General features: G+C 58.0%; 15 protein-coding genes. 10 read left to right on the forward strand and 5 right to left on the reverse strand.

Annotation, left to right across the window (positions count from 1 at the left end; all coding sequences use genetic code 11):
- Nucleotides 1-344: 344 nt before the first annotated feature.
- Together WG29040_RS22735 and WG29040_RS22740 are read right to left on the reverse strand one after the other, a co-directional pair.
- The gene (locus tag WG29040_RS22735; protein WP_010657075.1) at nucleotides 345-1565 is read right to left on the reverse strand and encodes a CaiB/BaiF CoA-transferase family protein; all 1221 of its coding nucleotides are present in this window, start codon (nucleotides 1563-1565) and stop codon (nucleotides 345-347) included.
- Between the two features lie 14 nt (nucleotides 1566-1579).
- Complete coding sequence (locus tag WG29040_RS22740) at nucleotides 1580-2761, reverse strand: acyl-CoA dehydrogenase (protein WP_003438163.1); 1182 nt, start codon at nucleotides 2759-2761, stop codon at nucleotides 1580-1582.
- 157 nt (nucleotides 2762-2918) lie between these two features.
- Here WG29040_RS22740 and WG29040_RS22745 point away from each other — a divergent pair, with 157 nt between their 5' ends.
- From WG29040_RS22745 to WG29040_RS22790, 10 genes are all read left to right on the forward strand, one after another.
- Nucleotides 2919-3815: a LysR family transcriptional regulator gene (locus WG29040_RS22745; RefSeq protein WP_010657074.1), complete on the forward strand. Its 897-nt coding sequence runs from the start codon at nucleotides 2919-2921 to the stop codon at nucleotides 3813-3815.
- 436 nt (nucleotides 3816-4251) lie between these two features.
- Complete coding sequence (locus WG29040_RS22750) at nucleotides 4252-5373, forward strand: Re/Si-specific NAD(P)(+) transhydrogenase subunit alpha (RefSeq protein WP_127196922.1); 1122 nt, start codon at nucleotides 4252-4254, stop codon at nucleotides 5371-5373.
- Between the two features lie 10 nt (nucleotides 5374-5383).
- Nucleotides 5384-5707: an NAD(P) transhydrogenase subunit alpha gene (locus tag WG29040_RS22755; protein WP_003438157.1), complete on the forward strand. Its 324-nt coding sequence runs from the start codon at nucleotides 5384-5386 to the stop codon at nucleotides 5705-5707.
- Complete coding sequence (locus WG29040_RS22760) at nucleotides 5704-7140, forward strand: NAD(P)(+) transhydrogenase (Re/Si-specific) subunit beta (RefSeq protein WP_003438156.1); 1437 nt, start codon at nucleotides 5704-5706, stop codon at nucleotides 7138-7140. The genes WG29040_RS22755 and WG29040_RS22760 overlap by 4 nt, the downstream gene beginning before the upstream one ends.
- A gap of 180 nt (nucleotides 7141-7320) precedes the next feature.
- The gene (locus tag WG29040_RS22765; RefSeq protein WP_003438154.1) at nucleotides 7321-8811 is read left to right on the forward strand and encodes an acetyl-CoA hydrolase/transferase family protein; all 1491 of its coding nucleotides are present in this window, start codon (nucleotides 7321-7323) and stop codon (nucleotides 8809-8811) included.
- A gap of 317 nt (nucleotides 8812-9128) precedes the next feature.
- Nucleotides 9129-9344 (forward strand): DUF1127 domain-containing protein, encoded by a 216-nt coding sequence (locus WG29040_RS22770; protein ID WP_003438153.1) that lies wholly within the window; start codon nucleotides 9129-9131, stop codon nucleotides 9342-9344.
- Between the two features lie 301 nt (nucleotides 9345-9645).
- Complete coding sequence (locus WG29040_RS22775; protein ID WP_003438151.1) at nucleotides 9646-9963, forward strand: DUF2388 domain-containing protein; 318 nt, start codon at nucleotides 9646-9648, stop codon at nucleotides 9961-9963.
- Between the two features lie 147 nt (nucleotides 9964-10110).
- Nucleotides 10111-10404 (forward strand): DUF2388 domain-containing protein, encoded by a 294-nt coding sequence (locus WG29040_RS22780; RefSeq protein ID WP_003438149.1) that lies wholly within the window; start codon nucleotides 10111-10113, stop codon nucleotides 10402-10404.
- A 26-nt stretch (nucleotides 10405-10430) separates the two neighbouring features.
- Entirely contained in the window at nucleotides 10431-10751 is a 321-nt protein-coding gene (locus tag WG29040_RS22785; protein WP_010657071.1) for a DUF2388 domain-containing protein, read from the forward strand.
- Nucleotides 10748-12706: a DUF4105 domain-containing protein gene (locus WG29040_RS22790; RefSeq protein WP_127196923.1), complete on the forward strand. Its 1959-nt coding sequence runs from the start codon at nucleotides 10748-10750 to the stop codon at nucleotides 12704-12706. Before WG29040_RS22785 ends, WG29040_RS22790 begins: the two co-directional genes overlap by 4 nt.
- Before the next feature lie 81 nt (nucleotides 12707-12787).
- Here the strand turns inward: WG29040_RS22790 and WG29040_RS22795 are convergent, their stop codons facing one another.
- From WG29040_RS22795 to pstB, 3 genes are all read right to left on the reverse strand, one after another.
- Complete coding sequence (locus WG29040_RS22795; RefSeq protein ID WP_127196924.1) at nucleotides 12788-13672, reverse strand: response regulator; 885 nt, start codon at nucleotides 13670-13672, stop codon at nucleotides 12788-12790.
- A 162-nt stretch (nucleotides 13673-13834) separates the two neighbouring features.
- Nucleotides 13835-14596, reverse strand: a complete 762-nt coding sequence (gene phoU, locus WG29040_RS22800; protein ID WP_003438141.1) for a phosphate signaling complex protein PhoU — start codon at nucleotides 14594-14596, stop codon at nucleotides 13835-13837.
- A 110-nt stretch (nucleotides 14597-14706) separates the two neighbouring features.
- A complete protein-coding gene (pstB, locus tag WG29040_RS22805) occupies nucleotides 14707-15540 on the reverse strand; it encodes a phosphate ABC transporter ATP-binding protein PstB (RefSeq protein WP_127196925.1) in 834 nt (277 codons plus the stop codon).
- Between the last annotated feature and the right edge of the window lie 55 nt (nucleotides 15541-15595).

Genomic DNA, 15595 nt, shown 5'->3' on the forward strand with positions numbered 1-15595 from the left:
CTGTTGCTGTCAAGCGGTTATTTTCAGATGTTTTCAAAGTTTCCTTTGTAACATCAACCACTTGCGCTTTCGATCTCTCGTTAGCGGGAGGCGAATTCTACAGCGTTACACGCTGCTGTCAACACCTCATTTCCTGCTTCGATGACTTGAAGCTGACACTGCCGAAGAACCATCCAACTCATTGAAACTCAAGGAGTTTTCCGTTTCGACTGCGCCGGAAGTGGGCGAATTATAGGCCGTTGGAATTCTGAGTCAAGGGCTAATTGAGTGACTCTATCAATTAACCCAAAATCATACCCGCCACACATATATAGAGGGGTGCTGACGCACCCCTCTATATATAGCTACAGCACACCCGCCTCACGCAGGGCTTCCACCATCCCATGGTCCAGCCCCAACACTCGCTCCAGGACCTGTTGCGTATGCTCCCCCAACAAAGGAGGCGCATTACGGTACTCCACCGGCGTCTCGGATAAACGGATCGGGCTCGCCACCTGCGGCACCAGGCCAGCCAGCGCATGGGGCAGTTGCATAGACAGCCCACGCGCCTGGACCTGCGGATCTGCAAAGACCTGCGCCAAATCATTGATTGGCCCACACGGCACGCCAACCGCCTCCAGCTGCGACACCCACTCAGCCGTAGTCTTGAAAACTGTTGCCTGCCTTATAAGGGGCACCAGCACTGCGCGATTGGCGACACGCTGCTTGTTACTCGCAAAACGCGGGTCATCACTCCACTCGGGACGACCAGCCACTTCAGCAAACTTGCGAAACTGACTGTCGTTACCCACCGTAAGGATGAAGTCGCCATCGGCCGTAGGAAAATCCTGATACGGCACGATATTCGGATGAGCATTGCCAAGACGCTGCGCAGCGACACCTGTAGTCAGATAGTTCATCGCCTGATTCGCCAGGCAAGCCACCTGCACATCCAGCAGCGCCATATCAATATGCTGACCGTGGCCACCCTGCTGCCGATGGGCCAGGGCCGCCAGAATTGCCACCGTCGAGTAAAGACCAGTCAATATATCCGTCAGCGCCACACCAACCTTTACCGGCCCCGCACCCTCGTCGCCCTCAGGCCGACCAGTCAAACTCATCAGGCCGCCCAGACCCTGAATCATAAAGTCATACCCGGCCCGCTTGGCGTAAGGCCCGGTCTGTCCAAACCCGGTAATCGAGCAGTAGATCAACTCTGGATTCAACGCCTTGAGCGACCCATAGTCCAACCCGTAGGCCTCCAGCCCGCCAACCTTGAAGTTTTCGATCAAGATGTCGGACTTCGCAGCCAGTTCTCGCACCAGTCGCTGACCTTCCGGCTTGGTGAAGTCGATCGTCACTGACTGCTTGTTACGATTGGCCGACAGGTAATACGCAGCCTCCCCCGTACTCTCGCCATACGCATCCTTCAGGAACGGCGGGCCCCAGGCGCGTGTGTCATCACCATTGCCGGGGCGCTCGACCTTGATGACCTCAGCCCCGAGGTCAGCAAGTATCTGCCCCGCCCACGGCCCGGCGAGAACCCGCGACAAATCCAGCACCCGCAAATGCGACAAAGCACCCATGAGCCGAGCTCCTGTTAATAGAACGCCTGAAGACCGGTCTGCGCACGCCCAAGAATCAAGGCATGCACGTCATGCGTCCCTTCATAGGTATTCACTACTTCCAGGTTGACCAGGTGACGCGCCACGCCGAACTCATCGGAAATACCGTTGCCGCCCAACATGTCGCGAGCCATACGGGCGATATCCAGCGACTTGCCGCACGAGTTGCGCTTCATGATCGATGTAATCTCCACCGCCGCAGTGCCTTCATCCTTCATCCGCCCCAGACGCAGGCAGCCTTGCAACGCCAGGGTAATCTCGGTCTGCATGTCAGCCAGCTTTTTCTGAATCAGCTGAGTCGCTGCCAAAGGCCGCCCAAATTGATGGCGATCCAGGGTGTACTGACGCGCGGTGTGCCAGCAGAACTCGGCAGCACCCAATGCACCCCACGAGATCCCGTAACGCGCCGAGTTGAGGCAAGTAAAAGGCCCCTTCAGACCGCGAACATCCGGAAAGATATTCTCTTGAGGCACAAACACGTTATCCATAACGATTTCGCCCGTGATGGATGCACGCAAACCAACCTTGCCGTGAATCGCAGGCGTGCTCAGACCCTTCCAGCCTTTTTCCAGAACAAAGCCACGAATGTCGCCTTCATCATCCTTGGCCCAAACCACAAACACATCCGCGATCGGGCTGTTGGTGATCCACATCTTGCTGCCCGTCAGGCTGTAGCCGCCATCCACAGAGCGAGCACGGGTAATCATCGCACCCGGGTCGGAACCATGGTTCGGCTCTGTCAGACCAAAGCAGCCAATCCATTCACCCGAGGCCAGCTTGGGAAGATACTTCTGCTTCTGCGCCTCAGTACCAAACTCATTGATCGGAACCATCACCAGAGACGACTGCACGCTCATCATTGAGCGATAACCCGAGTCGACCCGCTCTACTTCACGGGCAATCAGACCGTAGCTGACATAGTTCAGACCGCTGCCGCCGTACTGCTCAGGGATCATCGCCCCCAGCAAACCTGTCTCACCCATCTCACGAAAGATCGCCGGGTCGGTCTTCTCATTACGGAAAGCTTCAAGAACACGCGGCGCCAGCTTGTCCTGGGCAAATTGCTCAGCGCTGTCGCGCACCATGCGCTCCTCTTCAGTCAGTTGCTGATCCAGCAACAGTGGATCAATCCAGTTGAAGCTTGCTTTACCCGCCATCAGAGAACCCTCGTGAAATAGATCAAATGTCGTAGATCGATCCTAGGCCGCCCTTAATAGAAGGACAAACGAGGATTACGCACCCTGTTGTGATAATTTCTCACTCTGTAGCCAATGAAAAAGCCATTTATGGCCGTCTTTAGTGAGGATGTCGTACATGCGCCGCAAAATCCCCAGCACCACAGCCCTGATCAGCTTTGAGGCAGCGGCGCGCCACGAAAGCTTCACCAAGGCCGCACAAGAACTATCCCTCACCCAAGGGGCCATTTGCCGACAGATAGCCAGCCTCGAATCGTTCATTGGCGTAGAACTGTTCAGACGCTCCAAACGCGGGGTAAAGCTGACCGAAGCTGGCCTTTCCTACAGTCGGCGGGTTGCAACTCAACTGGATGCAGTAGAACGGGACACCCTGTCCGTCATGGGCCAACAAGGCGCCAACACCATTGAACTGGCCCTTGTCCCTACCTTCGGCACGCAATGGCTGCTACCCCGCCTGAAGGACTTTCAGCAACAACACCCGGACGTCACGGTCAACCTGACCAACCGAACACGCCCCTTCCTGTTCGCCGACACCGATTTTGACGCGGCCATCTACTTCGGTGATGCCGACTGGTCCGGCACATCGTCCTACCGCCTGATGGGTGAAAACCCGGTACCGGTATGCAGCCCTTCTTTACTGGGTGCAGCCCAACACCTGAGCGCAGAAACCCTCGCAGAACTGCCCCTGCTGCAACAAACCACTCGCCCCTACGCCTGGCGACAGTGGTTTAACGCACAGGACATGAACGTGCCACGCGACATGACCGGCGCACGTTATGAGCTGTTTTCGATGCTGGCCCAGGCCGCCATGCACGACATGGGGGTCGCCCTGATCCCGCCTTTTCTGATTCAGCGCGAACTGGCCGAGAAGCGCCTGGTGATTGCCAATGAACGCCCGCTTTCCAGCACCAAGGCTTACTACTTAATGATCCCCGAGCGCAAAATTGAATCGGCCTCTCTGCAGGCCTTTCGCGACTGGCTGATCAAGCAGGCCGCGATCTACAGCCTTACCTGACTCCCCGCATCGTCCGGACAAACTATGTAGTGATGCACAAAAAAGCACTACATATATAAGCAAATGTCGCTATTTTACACTCATTACTTTTGTCTAACTGGACAAACCTGTAAGGCAGTAACCACGCGGCCTGCAGGGTATTTCCGAAAGTTATGCTGCGATAACCAAAAGAAATCTGAAAAAAACTCAAAAACCCCCTCAAATCATTACAAGCCATGTATTCAAAGGGCTGCAGCTGACCCTTGCGACATTCGGTCACTGCATGACTTGTAGTTAATATCCCGTCACCCTCCATAAGTTCTTGAAGGCCAAAAAAATCGACGGCAGAATGCCCCGCCCCACCTGCATTCAGGCGGGGTCGTGCTGATCGGCCGCCCCAGATGCACCACCCGTAGTGCGCTGGCTTTCTTATAAAAGATCACGCAGGAGATATGACGTGCACATTGGTGTTCCTCTCGAAACCCAACCGGGTGAAACGCGGGTTGCTGCAACCCCCGAAACCATCAAGAAGCTGATCGGCCAAGGCCATAAGGTGACTGTTCAAAGTGGCGCCGGTGTTAATGCCAGCGTTATTGACAGCGCCTATGAAGCTGCAGGCGCGACTATTGGCAGCGCCACAGATGCATTCAGCGCCGAGCTGATTCTGAAAGTCGTCGCCCCGAGCGACAGCGAACTGGCCCTGATCAGTAGCGGCACCGTACTGATTGGCATGCTCAACCCGTTCAGCAATGAAACCATTGCCAAACTGGCCGAACGCGGGATCACCGCCTTCTCTCTTGAAGCCGCCCCCCGTACATCCCGTGCGCAAAGTCTTGATGTGCTGTCATCCCAGGCCAACATTGCCGGTTACAAGGCAGTTCTGGTCGCCGCTCACCACTATCCGCGCTTCATGCCGATGCTGATGACTGCCGCCGGAACGGTTAAAGCTGCACGGGTGCTGATCCTGGGTGCCGGTGTTGCGGGTCTGCAGGCGATTGCCACCGCCAAGCGCCTGGGTGCCGTCATCGAAGCGTCGGATGTACGACCTGCGGTTAAAGAGCAGATCGAATCCCTGGGCGCCAAATTTGTCGACGTACCCTACGAAACCGACGAAGAACGCGAATGCGCCGTCGGCGTCGGCGGTTATGCCCGACCAATGCCTGCCAGCTGGATGCAGCGCCAGGCTCTGGCCGTTCACGAACGCGCCAAGCAGGCCGACATTGTTATCACCACCGCACTGATTCCGGGACGCAAGGCACCTGTGTTGCTGAGTGCAGAAACCGTCGCGCAAATGAAGCCCGGTTCTGTGGTCATCGATCTGGCAGCGGCCCAGGGCGGCAACTGCCCGCTGACCGTTGCCGACCAGGTCGTGGTCGAGCACGGGGTCACCATCGTCGGCTACACCAACCTGCCTGCCATGGTTGCCGCAGACGCCTCCGCGCTGTACGCCCGCAACCTGCTGGACTTCCTCAAGCTGGTCTTCACCCCTGAAGGGCAGTTCCAGATCAACCTTGAAGACGACATCGTCGCCGCGTGCCTGATGTGCCGCGACGGTCAAGTCGTGCGCAAAAACGGCTGAGGATAAAAACATGGAAGAGCTCATCTCCCCCGGTATCTACAACCTGATCATCTTCGTGCTGGCTATCTATGTCGGTTATCACGTGGTCTGGAACGTAACCCCTGCACTGCACACGCCCCTGATGGCCGTCACCAACGCCATCTCCGCCATTGTGATCGTGGGCGCCATGCTTGCCGCCGCACTGACGGTCACGCCACTGGGTAAAACCATGGGCACCCTGGCGGTCGCACTGGCAGCCGTAAACGTATTCGGTGGATTTTTGGTCACCCGGCGCATGCTGGAAATGTTCAAGAAGAAAGCACCTAAAGCCAAAGAAGAGGTGCGCAAGCCATGAGCATGAACCTGGTCACTGTTCTTTATCTGGTTGCATCGATCTGCTTTATTCAGGCGCTGAAAGGCCTGTCGCACCCGACCACCTCACGCCGCGGCAACTTCTTCGGCATGCTTGGCATGGGTCTGGCGGTAATCACCACCGTCGGCCTGATCTACAAACTGGGCAGCGAAATTGCGACCGCAGGCATCGGCTACGTGATTGTCGGCCTGTTGGTAGGCGGCACCGCAGGCTCGATCATGGCCAAACGTGTCGAAATGACCAAAATGCCTGAGCTGGTCGCTTTCATGCACAGCATGATCGGCCTCGCGGCAGTCTTCATTGCCATCGCTGCAGTGGTAGAGCCGCAATCGCTGGGCATCGTCAAACATCTGGGCGACGCCATCCCTGCCGGTAACCGTCTGGAACTGTTCCTCGGCGCGGCCATCGGTGCCATTACCTTCTCCGGTTCGGTCATCGCCTTCGGCAAGCTCTCGGGCAAATACAAGTTCCGCCTGTTCCAGGGCGCACCGGTACAGTTCAACGGTCAACACAAACTGAATCTGGTACTGGGCCTGGCCACGCTGGCACTGGGCATCACCTTTATGCTGACCGGCAACCTCAATGCCTTCGCACTGATGCTGGCATTGGCGTTCGTACTGGGCGTGCTGATCATCATCCCGATTGGCGGTGCCGACATGCCGGTCGTGGTCTCGATGCTTAACAGCTACTCCGGCTGGGCAGCGGCAGGCATCGGCTTCTCGCTGAACAACTCGATGCTGATCATTGCCGGCTCGCTGGTCGGCTCTTCGGGTGCGATCCTGTCGTACATCATGTGCAAGGCGATGAACCGCTCGTTCTTCAACGTGATCCTCGGCGGCTTCGGTGGCGCAGTCGATACCGCAGGCCCGGCAGGCTCGAAAGAAGCGCGCCCGGTGAAATCCGGCTCGGCTGACGACGCCACGTTCCTGCTGATGAACGCCGACACCGTGATCATCGTTCCGGGCTATGGCCTGGCCGTGGCACGGGCCCAGCACGCACTTAAAGAACTGACCGAGAAGCTGACCCATCGCGGCGTGACCGTGAAGTACGCCATTCACCCGGTAGCGGGCCGCATGCCCGGCCACATGAACGTACTGCTGGCCGAGGCAGAAGTGCCTTACGACCAGGTGTTCGAGATGGAAGACATCAACTCCGAGTTCGGCCAGGCCGACGTGGTGCTGGTACTGGGCGCCAACGACGTGGTCAACCCGGCGGCCAAGAACGATCCTAAATCGCCGATTGCCGGCATGCCGATCCTCGAAGCCTATAAAGCCAAAACCGTCATCGTTAACAAACGGTCCATGGCCAGCGGCTATGCCGGTCTGGATAACGAATTGTTTTATCTGGATAAAACAATGATGGTCTTCGGTGACGCGAAGAAAGTTATTGAAGATATGGTTAAAGCGGTCGAGTAACATCCCCGCCCCTGCAACACCGAGAACCCCGGAGCTGAATTGGCCGGGGTTTTTCTATTTATAAAGAACCCGACCAAAGGCTCTAAATCGGCCGCTGGCATTCGACCATGGTAGCGGGACGAAAGGCTCTGAAAATGAATAGACTGCGCCTCTTGCTTCCGTTGCCCGAGATAACAATCCATGTACCGTGAACGTATTCGCCTAACTTCCCTACACGACAAGGTCATGAGCGCCGCAGAAGCCGCCGACCTTATCAAAGACGGCATGACCGTCGGCATGAGCGGTTTTACCCGTGCCGGCGAAGCCAAGGCCGTCCCCCAGGCATTGGCCGAACGCGCCAAGCTGTCGCCGCTGAAAATCACCCTGATGACCGGCGCCAGCCTGGGCAACGACCTCGACAAGCAATTGACTGAAGCCGGCGTACTGGCTCGGCGCATGCCGTTCCAGGTCGACAGCACCCTGCGCAAGGCCATTAACGCCGGCGAAGTGATGTTTATCGACCAGCATTTGTCCGAAACCGTCGAGCAATTGCGCAACAAGCAACTGACCCTGCCGGACATCGCCGTTATCGAGGCCGTCGCAATTACCGAGCAAGGTCATATCGTTCCAACGACCTCCGTAGGCAATTCCGCCAGCTTCGCGATTTTCGCCAAACAGGTGATTGTCGAAATCAACATGGCGCACAACCCGAATCTGGAAGGTCTGCACGACATCTACATTCCGACCTACCGTCCGACGCGCACACCGATCCCGCTGGTCAAAGTCGACGACCGCATCGGTAGCACCGCGATCCCGATCCCGGCGGAAAAAATCGTCGCCATCGTGATCACCAACAAGCCGGACTCTCCGTCCACCGTGTCCGAGCCGGACAGCGAAACCGACGGTATCGCCTTCCACCTGATCAATTTCCTCAAGCAGGAAGTTGAAGAAGGGCGCATGACCAACAAGCTTGGTCCGCTGCAGGCAGGCATCGGCAACATTGCCAATGCGGTAATGTGCGGCCTGATCGACTCGCCGTTCGAAGACCTGACCATGTACTCCGAAGTACTGCAGGACTCGACCTTCGATCTGATCGACGCCGGCAAGATGAGCTTTGCTTCGGGCAGCTCGATCACCCTGTCCAGCCGTCGCAATGCCGACGTGTTCGGCAACCTCGAGCGCTACAAGGACAAACTGGTCCTGCGCCCGCAAGAGATCTCCAATCACCCGGAAGTGGTTCGCCGCCTGGGCATCATCGGGATCAACACCGCACTCGAGTTCGACATCTACGGCAACGTCAACTCCACCCACGTTTGCGGCACGCGGATGATGAACGGCATCGGCGGCTCGGGTGACTTCGCCCGCAACGCACACCTGGCGATCTTCGTTACCAAGTCGATTGCCAAAGCCGGAGCGATTTCCAGCGTTGTGCCCATGGTCAGCCACGTCGACCACACCGAGCACGACGTCGACATCCTGGTCACCGAGCAGGGCCTGGCCGACCTGCGTGGCCTGGCCCCACGCGAGCGCGCACGGGTCATCATCGACAACTGCGTGCACCCGGACTTCCGCGAAGCGCTGAACGATTACTTCAACAAAGCCTGCGCTATTGGCGGCCACACGCCGCACATACTGCGTGAAGCCCTGAGCTGGCATATCAACCTCGAAGAAACCGGGAAAATGCTGCCGTAACTCCCGTTCTAGACAGCCGCTGACAAAAAACACTATTTGCCAGCGGCTTTTTTTGGCGTAAATTTCAAAAACTGTACTACTGTACCGGTCAATTCATGGCCCTTCCCCGCCTTCCCCCTGCCAAAACAGTCCGTTTCGCACCACATTGGTGCTGACAGGTACAGTTGTGCTCATTTATGGCCGTACAGCACCCCTAAACAGTTAACTGGCCCATCGCAATACAGTTGAACTGTATCTACTGTGTATGGACACAGAAGAGGATCATTGGCATCAGTTAAACCACTAGCCAATGCCGCCACAAGCGGAAGGATGCCGTCATGGAACGTACACTCAGTTCCGATCTGTTCAACGAAAGCAACACAGTAAACAACCAGGCTTCCATGCCTTTGCGCGTTCTTGCCAACTTGATGTTGTGGCAGCGCCGAATCTCCAGCCGCCATCAACTGGCTCGCCTGGACTCGCGTCTTCTGGCTGATGCCGGGATTAGCGAAGCACAGCGTTACGAAGAGCTGAGCAAGCCGTTCTGGCGCTAATGAGCGCTCGCTGGCCCTGACCACCGGTCTATCGCCAGCACCCTGAATTGAAAAAACAGAACCCGTCGCGGATTACCGCTGACGGGTTTTGTCGTTTATGGGGCGCATTTTTAAGAGGCTATAGCCAGACAGATACAGTTTCTAAAAACATTAAAACAGACAGGTACAGTTACACAAATACTTGATCCAAAGCACTTTGCGTACTCCAATCGGCAAAACATCCTTTGCTCAGCGCTGCCCTGCGCCTACTATTCGAGCCATAAGCGTCTATTTTAATAAGCTCATGTTTTGGAGTCTCACCATGCCCACCCTTCGTCTGTTTAGCGCCGCTGCCTTGCTGACCCTTGCTGCAAGCGCCAATGCCTCAAGCTTTATCGTTACCACCGATAGCATCGTGGGCACCCTCAAGGCCACTTCCGACCTGACGTCCGACGCCACCGGTTCGTTCCGCGACAACAAGATCGTGCGTGCTGCACGTGACGACGCCGCCAGCTTTGTAGCCAGCGAAGGAACCATTCGCGGTGTGAAACTGGAAAGCGCATTCGAGGCCATCCGCCAGCAAGCACCACAGTTGCAGGCCACCGACGCTCAACTGGCCCAGGCAATCCTGACCATTTGATTTTCGGATACGCCTGCCCCCTGTGGGGCAGGCTTGCCCGCAGAAGAAACACTGCGCCCCGCCGCTTCATGAAGAACCCCGCCTCGCGCTGGCTCTGCCCCGGCCATTACGCTAGCCTTGAGTCTCATTCCAACTGCCTCGAGACCCATGCGCTTTTCCTCTTTAGCTCTGCTTGCACTCTGCTGGACACACACAGCCCATGCCTTCGATCTGACCACCCAGAATGTGGTGCTCAGTGGTTACGTCACCAGTAAAGTGACGTCCGCGCCCTTTGATCACAAACTGATACGTGCCGCCCAGGATGATGCTGGCGTCTTCATTGCCAGTGACGGCCAACTGCGAGGAGCGCAGCTGGAATCTGCCTTGCGCTGCCTGCGCCGGAGTCATCCAGAATTGAGTGTCAGCGACCTTGAACTGGCACAAGCAATTCTCGTCCAATAAATACCCGCATTTTCTGGAGATGTTTCATGCGTAGCCCTTTAATTGTCGCGACCCTGGGTCTTTTGCTGCTCGCCGACGTGGCACAGGCACAGACCCTGGTCCAGACCAGCAACATCATTGTGCGGGCCTTTGGCCGCACCATTGACTTCACCTCGGACACCACCACCTCGATCCGCGACTCCAAAGTCGTGCGCGAGGCTCAGGATGACGCCGCCACTTTCGTTGCCAGCCAGGGCGACATTCGCGGTGTGCAGCTGGAATCAGCCTTCAGCACCCTGCGTGAGCGTGTCCCCGAAGCCCGTACCGCCAGCGACCAGGTCCTCGCCGAAGCCATACTCGCACTGTGAGGCGGTTAACGCGCTGGTTCTTCGTTTGTGGCCTGCTGCTTGCGGGCAGTGCCCAGGCCGCTCTGCATCTGCAACTCAAGACCGAAGGCCTGAGCCCGGCTGAACAACAGGCCAGCCAGGCTCTGCTGGACGAGGCCATGCAGAGCCTGCCACCGCGTTTTATCGAGCAGCTGGACCGACAGATTCTGGTGGGCTGGACCGATGACATGCCAAGCAATGCCTACGGCCAGGCGTCGCTGGTGTCAGAGCTGGACCTCAATCGCAAGCTGCTGGCCGGGCTGACCGACGGTTCTGCCGCCACCCTGCAGACCAACCGTCCCCACGGCACCGTGCGCCGGGAAATGCTCGCCACTGTGCTGCACGAACTGACCCACATCTACGACCGCGCCCGACTCTGGCCCTCCGCAGAGCGCAGCCTGATCCTGCGCTGCAGCAGACAAAGCAACAGCTCCGGAATCATTGGCCTGCCCGATCAATGCCGCGGCCAGACCGAACGCCGCTTCACCCTCAGCGATGATCCACGGCTGCTCGACCTGGCCGGCTGGCAGCAATATGTCGGACGCCGTGGCGAGCGCGAGCAAGACAACCACCAGATCGTTCGCAGCCCGGACCTTTACGAAGTCACCAACCCCAAAGAGTTTGTGGCGGTCAACATGGAGTACTTCCTCCTCGACCCGGCCTACGCCTGTCGCCGCCCAGCCCTCTACCGCTACTACAAGGCGCATTTCGGCTGGGCCCCGGCGGCCAGGGACGAATGCCCCAAAGGCTTCGCCTTCCTCAACGCCGGTAACGACTTTGCCCTGCAGCCCCTGGGCACCGTCGACCCGGAGCGGGTCTACGCCGTCGACTACCTGCTGGCCGAGGCCAACCAGGAGTGGGCCAGCCGCTGGGGCCACAGCATGCTGCGCCTGGTGATCTGCGCCCCCGGACGCCCGCGCGGCCCGGACTGTCGCCTCGACCTGCAAGAACACCTGGTTCTGTCCTACCGGGCATTCGTCAATGACGTACAGCTTTCAAGCTGGGACGGCCTGACCGGGGCTTACCCGTCACGCTTGTTTGTGTTGCCACTGGCCCAGGTTATCGACGAATACACCAAGACCGAACTGCGCAGCCTGGCTTCGGTGCCGCTCAAGTTGAGCCGCCCCGAAATTGAAGAAGTGGTTGAGCACGCTGCCGAGATGCACTGGAGCTATGACGGCAACTATTACTTCATCTCCAACAACTGCGCGGTGGAAACCCTGAAGCTGCTGCGCAGCGGTAGCGACAATAGCCAGCTCAAAGGGCTCGACAGCATCGTGCCCAATGGCCTGCTTGAAGTGCTTGAGGGCCGTGGGCTGGCCGACACCAGCGTGCTGGAGGATCCGAAAGAGGCCCTGCGCCTGGGTTACCGGTTTGACTCCTACCGCGACCGCTATCAAGCCATGTTCGACGTGCTCAAAACCCGCCTGCCAATCAAACAGACCACGGTTGAAGACTGGCTGGCCCTGAATGCCGACGAACGCCGGCCGTGGATCGAGAAGGCGGACCTGCGCTCGAGTGCTGCGCTGTTATTGCTTGAGCAGGCCAGCTTTCGTCGACAACTGCTGCTGGCCCAGGACGAGGTCAAGCAAAAGTACCTGGGCGCCCGCGGGCTCAAGGATGGCGGCATGGATAAAGCCAATAAAACCCTGCAGCAGATTCTCGCCACCAGCGGCTTTCTCAGCCGCCCGGCCGAGTTGCTCGGCAGCAGTGGTTATGGCCTGCCGCAAGCCAAAGAGTGGGAAGTGCTCCAGTCCGAAAGCAGCCAGCGCCAGCAGCAACTGCTGCGCCTGACCACTGACCTGGACCAGGAAGTGCGCGGCCTGCTTGAACCGGCCCGGGCGGCGGAAATTGCTGCCACCGAAGCCAACGTCAAACAGATCGGCGAGCACTTGCGGGCGATTCATAAAGCGTCAGGCGGGTTGCAACTGCCCTGATTCTGCTAACCCCCCCTGCAGGAGCGAGCTCTTTAGCCTGGCTGACAACAGCTCGCTCCTGCAGGACTTGCCCGGCGTATCTCAGGCTCCCGGCACAAAGTGCTTCTGCACGGTGCCGTGGGCGATCAGCCGCGAGAGGTAGTTCATTTTCTCGGCATCCTGATCGACAAAGCGGAACGTCAGTTGCAACCAGTCACTGTCCGGCCTGGGCTCGTAAGCCACGATGGCATGCAGATAGCCATTGAGGCGCGCAACCTCGGCGTTCTCGCCCTGCTCAAGGTCCAGTACCGCACTGGCCAATACCTGAGGCAGCACTTCACCGCGACGCACCACCAGCAGCGCTTCCTTGAGGCTCAGGGCCTTGATCACGCACGCCTGGGTGCCGCTGGCCAGGCGCAGCTGCCCTTGACCCCGACCAGCCGGCACCTGAGCGGCAGGTTTTGCTGCTGGCGCCACCGGACGTGCAGCCGCAGCAGGAGCCGGGGTGATTACTTGGGCCTTGCCACCGGTCAGTGCATTCAGCGAGTCGTTAGCGAAGGCGCTGCTCAAGCGTGCAGGTGCACTGCTCATCACGGCATCCAGCAAACCCGCCTTGGCAAAAGCCTTCTTCACCTTGGTCAACAACTGCTCGTTGGTGAAGGGCTTGCTGACAAAGTCTGAGACCCCGGCCTGAATCGCCTGAATCACATTTTCCTTGTCCCCGCGGCTGGTCACCATAATGAACGGCAGGGTTTTCAGATGATCCTGCTCACGGCACCAGGTCAGCAGTTCAAGGCCGGACATCTCCGGCATTTCCCAGTCGCACAGCACCAGATCGAAAGTCTCACGGGTCAGCAATGCCTGGGCTTTACGGCCATTGACTGCGTCTTCGGTCCTGATGCCCGGAAAATAGTTACGCAGGCAATTTTTAACCAGATCGCGAATAAACGACGCGTCATCCACCACCAGCACACTGACCTTGCTCATCGACTGCTCCTTTAAAATCCTGACCACCCTGCCCGCATTCAAAGCAATGTGCCAAGACCGACAGGCACCCCAACGGCATTAACGTTCGCAGAGCGCCTTGAATATGAATGCCAAAAACCAAAACGCCCGGCTAGAGCCGGGCGTTTTTTATCTCGGGCAGTCTTATTTATCGTCAGCAGACTGCACAACATTAGCTTTATCACCGCCTGTGCCTTCAACTTCTTCGCGCATGCGCTTGAGGCCCATGTGCCGCACGTCCGTGCCGCGCACCAGATAAATCACCAGCTCGGAGATATTGCGCGCATGGTCGCCAATACGCTCCAGCGAACGCAGAACCCAGATGATGCTCAACACACGCGAGATCGAACGCGGGTCCTCCATCATGTAAGTGGCCAGTTCGCGCAGTGCGGTCTTGTACTCGCGATCGATGATTTTGTCGTACTGGGCTACCGACAGTGCGAGGTCGGCATCGAAGCGGGCGAACGCATCCAGTGCATCACGCACCATGTTGCGTACCTGATCGCCGATGTGCCGCACTTCGACATAACCCCGGGGCGCCTCGCCTTCTTCACACAGCTGAATGGCACGGCGAGCGATCTTGGTCGCTTCGTCACCGATGCGCTCCAGGTCGATCACTGACTTGGAGATACTGATGATCAGGCGCAGGTCAGAGGCTGCCGGCTGGCGACGGGCCAGAATGCGCAGGCATTCTTCGTCGATGTTGCGCTCCATCTGATTGATCTGATCGTCTATCTCGCGCACCTGTTGCGCCAGGCCCGAGTCGGCCTCGATCAACGCCGTGACGGCATCGTTGACCTGTTTCTCCACCAGGCCGCCCATCGCCAGCAAGTGACTGCGTACGTCTTCGAGTTCCGCGTTGAACTGCGCGGAAATGTGATGGGTGAGGCCATCCTTTGAAATCATGGTTTTGCTCCGCAAAAGCTTCAAGCGACCAGCTTCAAGCTGCAAGTTGATTGTGTCGTTACGCCAAACTGCATTTACTTGCCGCTTGAGGCCAACGGCTGCAGCTGCTGCTAGCCATAGCGCCCGGTGATGTAGTCTTCGGTCTGTTTCTTGGCCGGGTTGGTGAACAAGGTATCGGTGTCGCCGTACTCAACCATCTTGCCCATGTACATGAACGCGGTGTAGTCCGAAACCCGGGCTGCCTGCTGCATGTTGTGGGTCACGATCACGATGGTGAACTTGGACTTGAGCTCGTAGATCAGCTCTTCGACTTTCAGGGTCGAGATCGGGTCGAGTGCCGAGCACGGCTCATCGAGCAGCAGTACTTCAGGCTCAACTGCGATGGTACGGGCAATCACCAGACGCTGTTGCTGGCCGCCGGACAGACCCAGGGCCGACTCGTGCAGACGGTCCTTGACCTCATCCCACAGCGCCGCGCCCTTGAGTGCCCACTCTACCGCTTCGTCGAGCACGCGCTTTTTGTTGATGCCCTGGATCCGCAGACCGTAGACCACGTTTTCGTAGATGGTCTTGGGGAACGGGTTGGGTTTCTGGAACACCATGCCGACGCGCCGACGCAACTCGGCCACATCCTCGCCCTTGCGGTAGATGTTGTTGCCGTACAGGTTGATCTCGCCCTCGACACGGCAACCGTCCACCAGATCGTTCATCCGGTTGAAGGTGCGCAGCAACGTGGACTTGCCGCAACCCGACGGGCCGATAAACGCGGTAACCCGTTGCTTGGGGATGTTCAGGCTGACGTCGAACAGCGCCTGTTTTTCACCGTAGTAAAGGTTCAGGCCCGGTACTTCAATGGCGACGGCTTCGTCAGCCAGGCGCAGGCTCTGTTTGCTGCGGCCCAGGGCTGACATGTTGATGCCGTGGGTGGGAGATTCATGCTGCATGGGTTGCTCCATACGCTAAAAATTCATTTCGCTTACCTCTGGCCGCTTATCAGGG

It is taken from the genome of Pseudomonas sp. PAMC 29040, assembly GCF_003994535.1.
Classification (GTDB): domain Bacteria; phylum Pseudomonadota; class Gammaproteobacteria; order Pseudomonadales; family Pseudomonadaceae; genus Aquipseudomonas; species Aquipseudomonas paraversuta.

Bases quoted from the DNA above. Each gene is read 5' to 3' on its own strand.
- WG29040_RS22760 (WP_003438156.1), top strand. From the start codon at position 5,704: ATGAGCATGAACCTGGTCACTGTTCTTTATCTGGTTGCATCGATCTGC.
- phoU (WP_003438141.1), bottom strand. From the start codon at position 14,596: ATGATTTCAAAGGATGGCCTCACCCATCACATTTCCGCGCAGTTCAAC.
- pstB (WP_127196925.1), bottom strand. From the start codon at position 15,540: ATGCAGCATGAATCTCCCACCCACGGCATCAACATGTCAGCCCTGGGC.
- WG29040_RS22745 (WP_010657074.1), top strand. From the start codon at position 2,919: ATGCGCCGCAAAATCCCCAGCACCACAGCCCTGATCAGCTTTGAGGCA.
- WG29040_RS22740 (WP_003438163.1), bottom strand. From the start codon at position 2,761: ATGGCGGGTAAAGCAAGCTTCAACTGGATTGATCCACTGTTGCTGGAT.
- WG29040_RS22770 (WP_003438153.1), top strand. From the start codon at position 9,129: ATGGAACGTACACTCAGTTCCGATCTGTTCAACGAAAGCAACACAGTA.
- WG29040_RS22755 (WP_003438157.1), top strand. From the start codon at position 5,384: ATGGAAGAGCTCATCTCCCCCGGTATCTACAACCTGATCATCTTCGTG.
- WG29040_RS22780 (WP_003438149.1), top strand. From the start codon at position 10,111: ATGCGCTTTTCCTCTTTAGCTCTGCTTGCACTCTGCTGGACACACACA.
- WG29040_RS22785 (WP_010657071.1), top strand. From the start codon at position 10,431: ATGCGTAGCCCTTTAATTGTCGCGACCCTGGGTCTTTTGCTGCTCGCC.
- WG29040_RS22795 (WP_127196924.1), bottom strand. From the start codon at position 13,672: ATGAGCAAGGTCAGTGTGCTGGTGGTGGATGACGCGTCGTTTATTCGC.
- WG29040_RS22735 (WP_010657075.1), bottom strand. From the start codon at position 1,565: ATGGGTGCTTTGTCGCATTTGCGGGTGCTGGATTTGTCGCGGGTTCTC.
- WG29040_RS22765 (WP_003438154.1), top strand. From the start codon at position 7,321: ATGTACCGTGAACGTATTCGCCTAACTTCCCTACACGACAAGGTCATG.
- WG29040_RS22775 (WP_003438151.1), top strand. From the start codon at position 9,646: ATGCCCACCCTTCGTCTGTTTAGCGCCGCTGCCTTGCTGACCCTTGCT.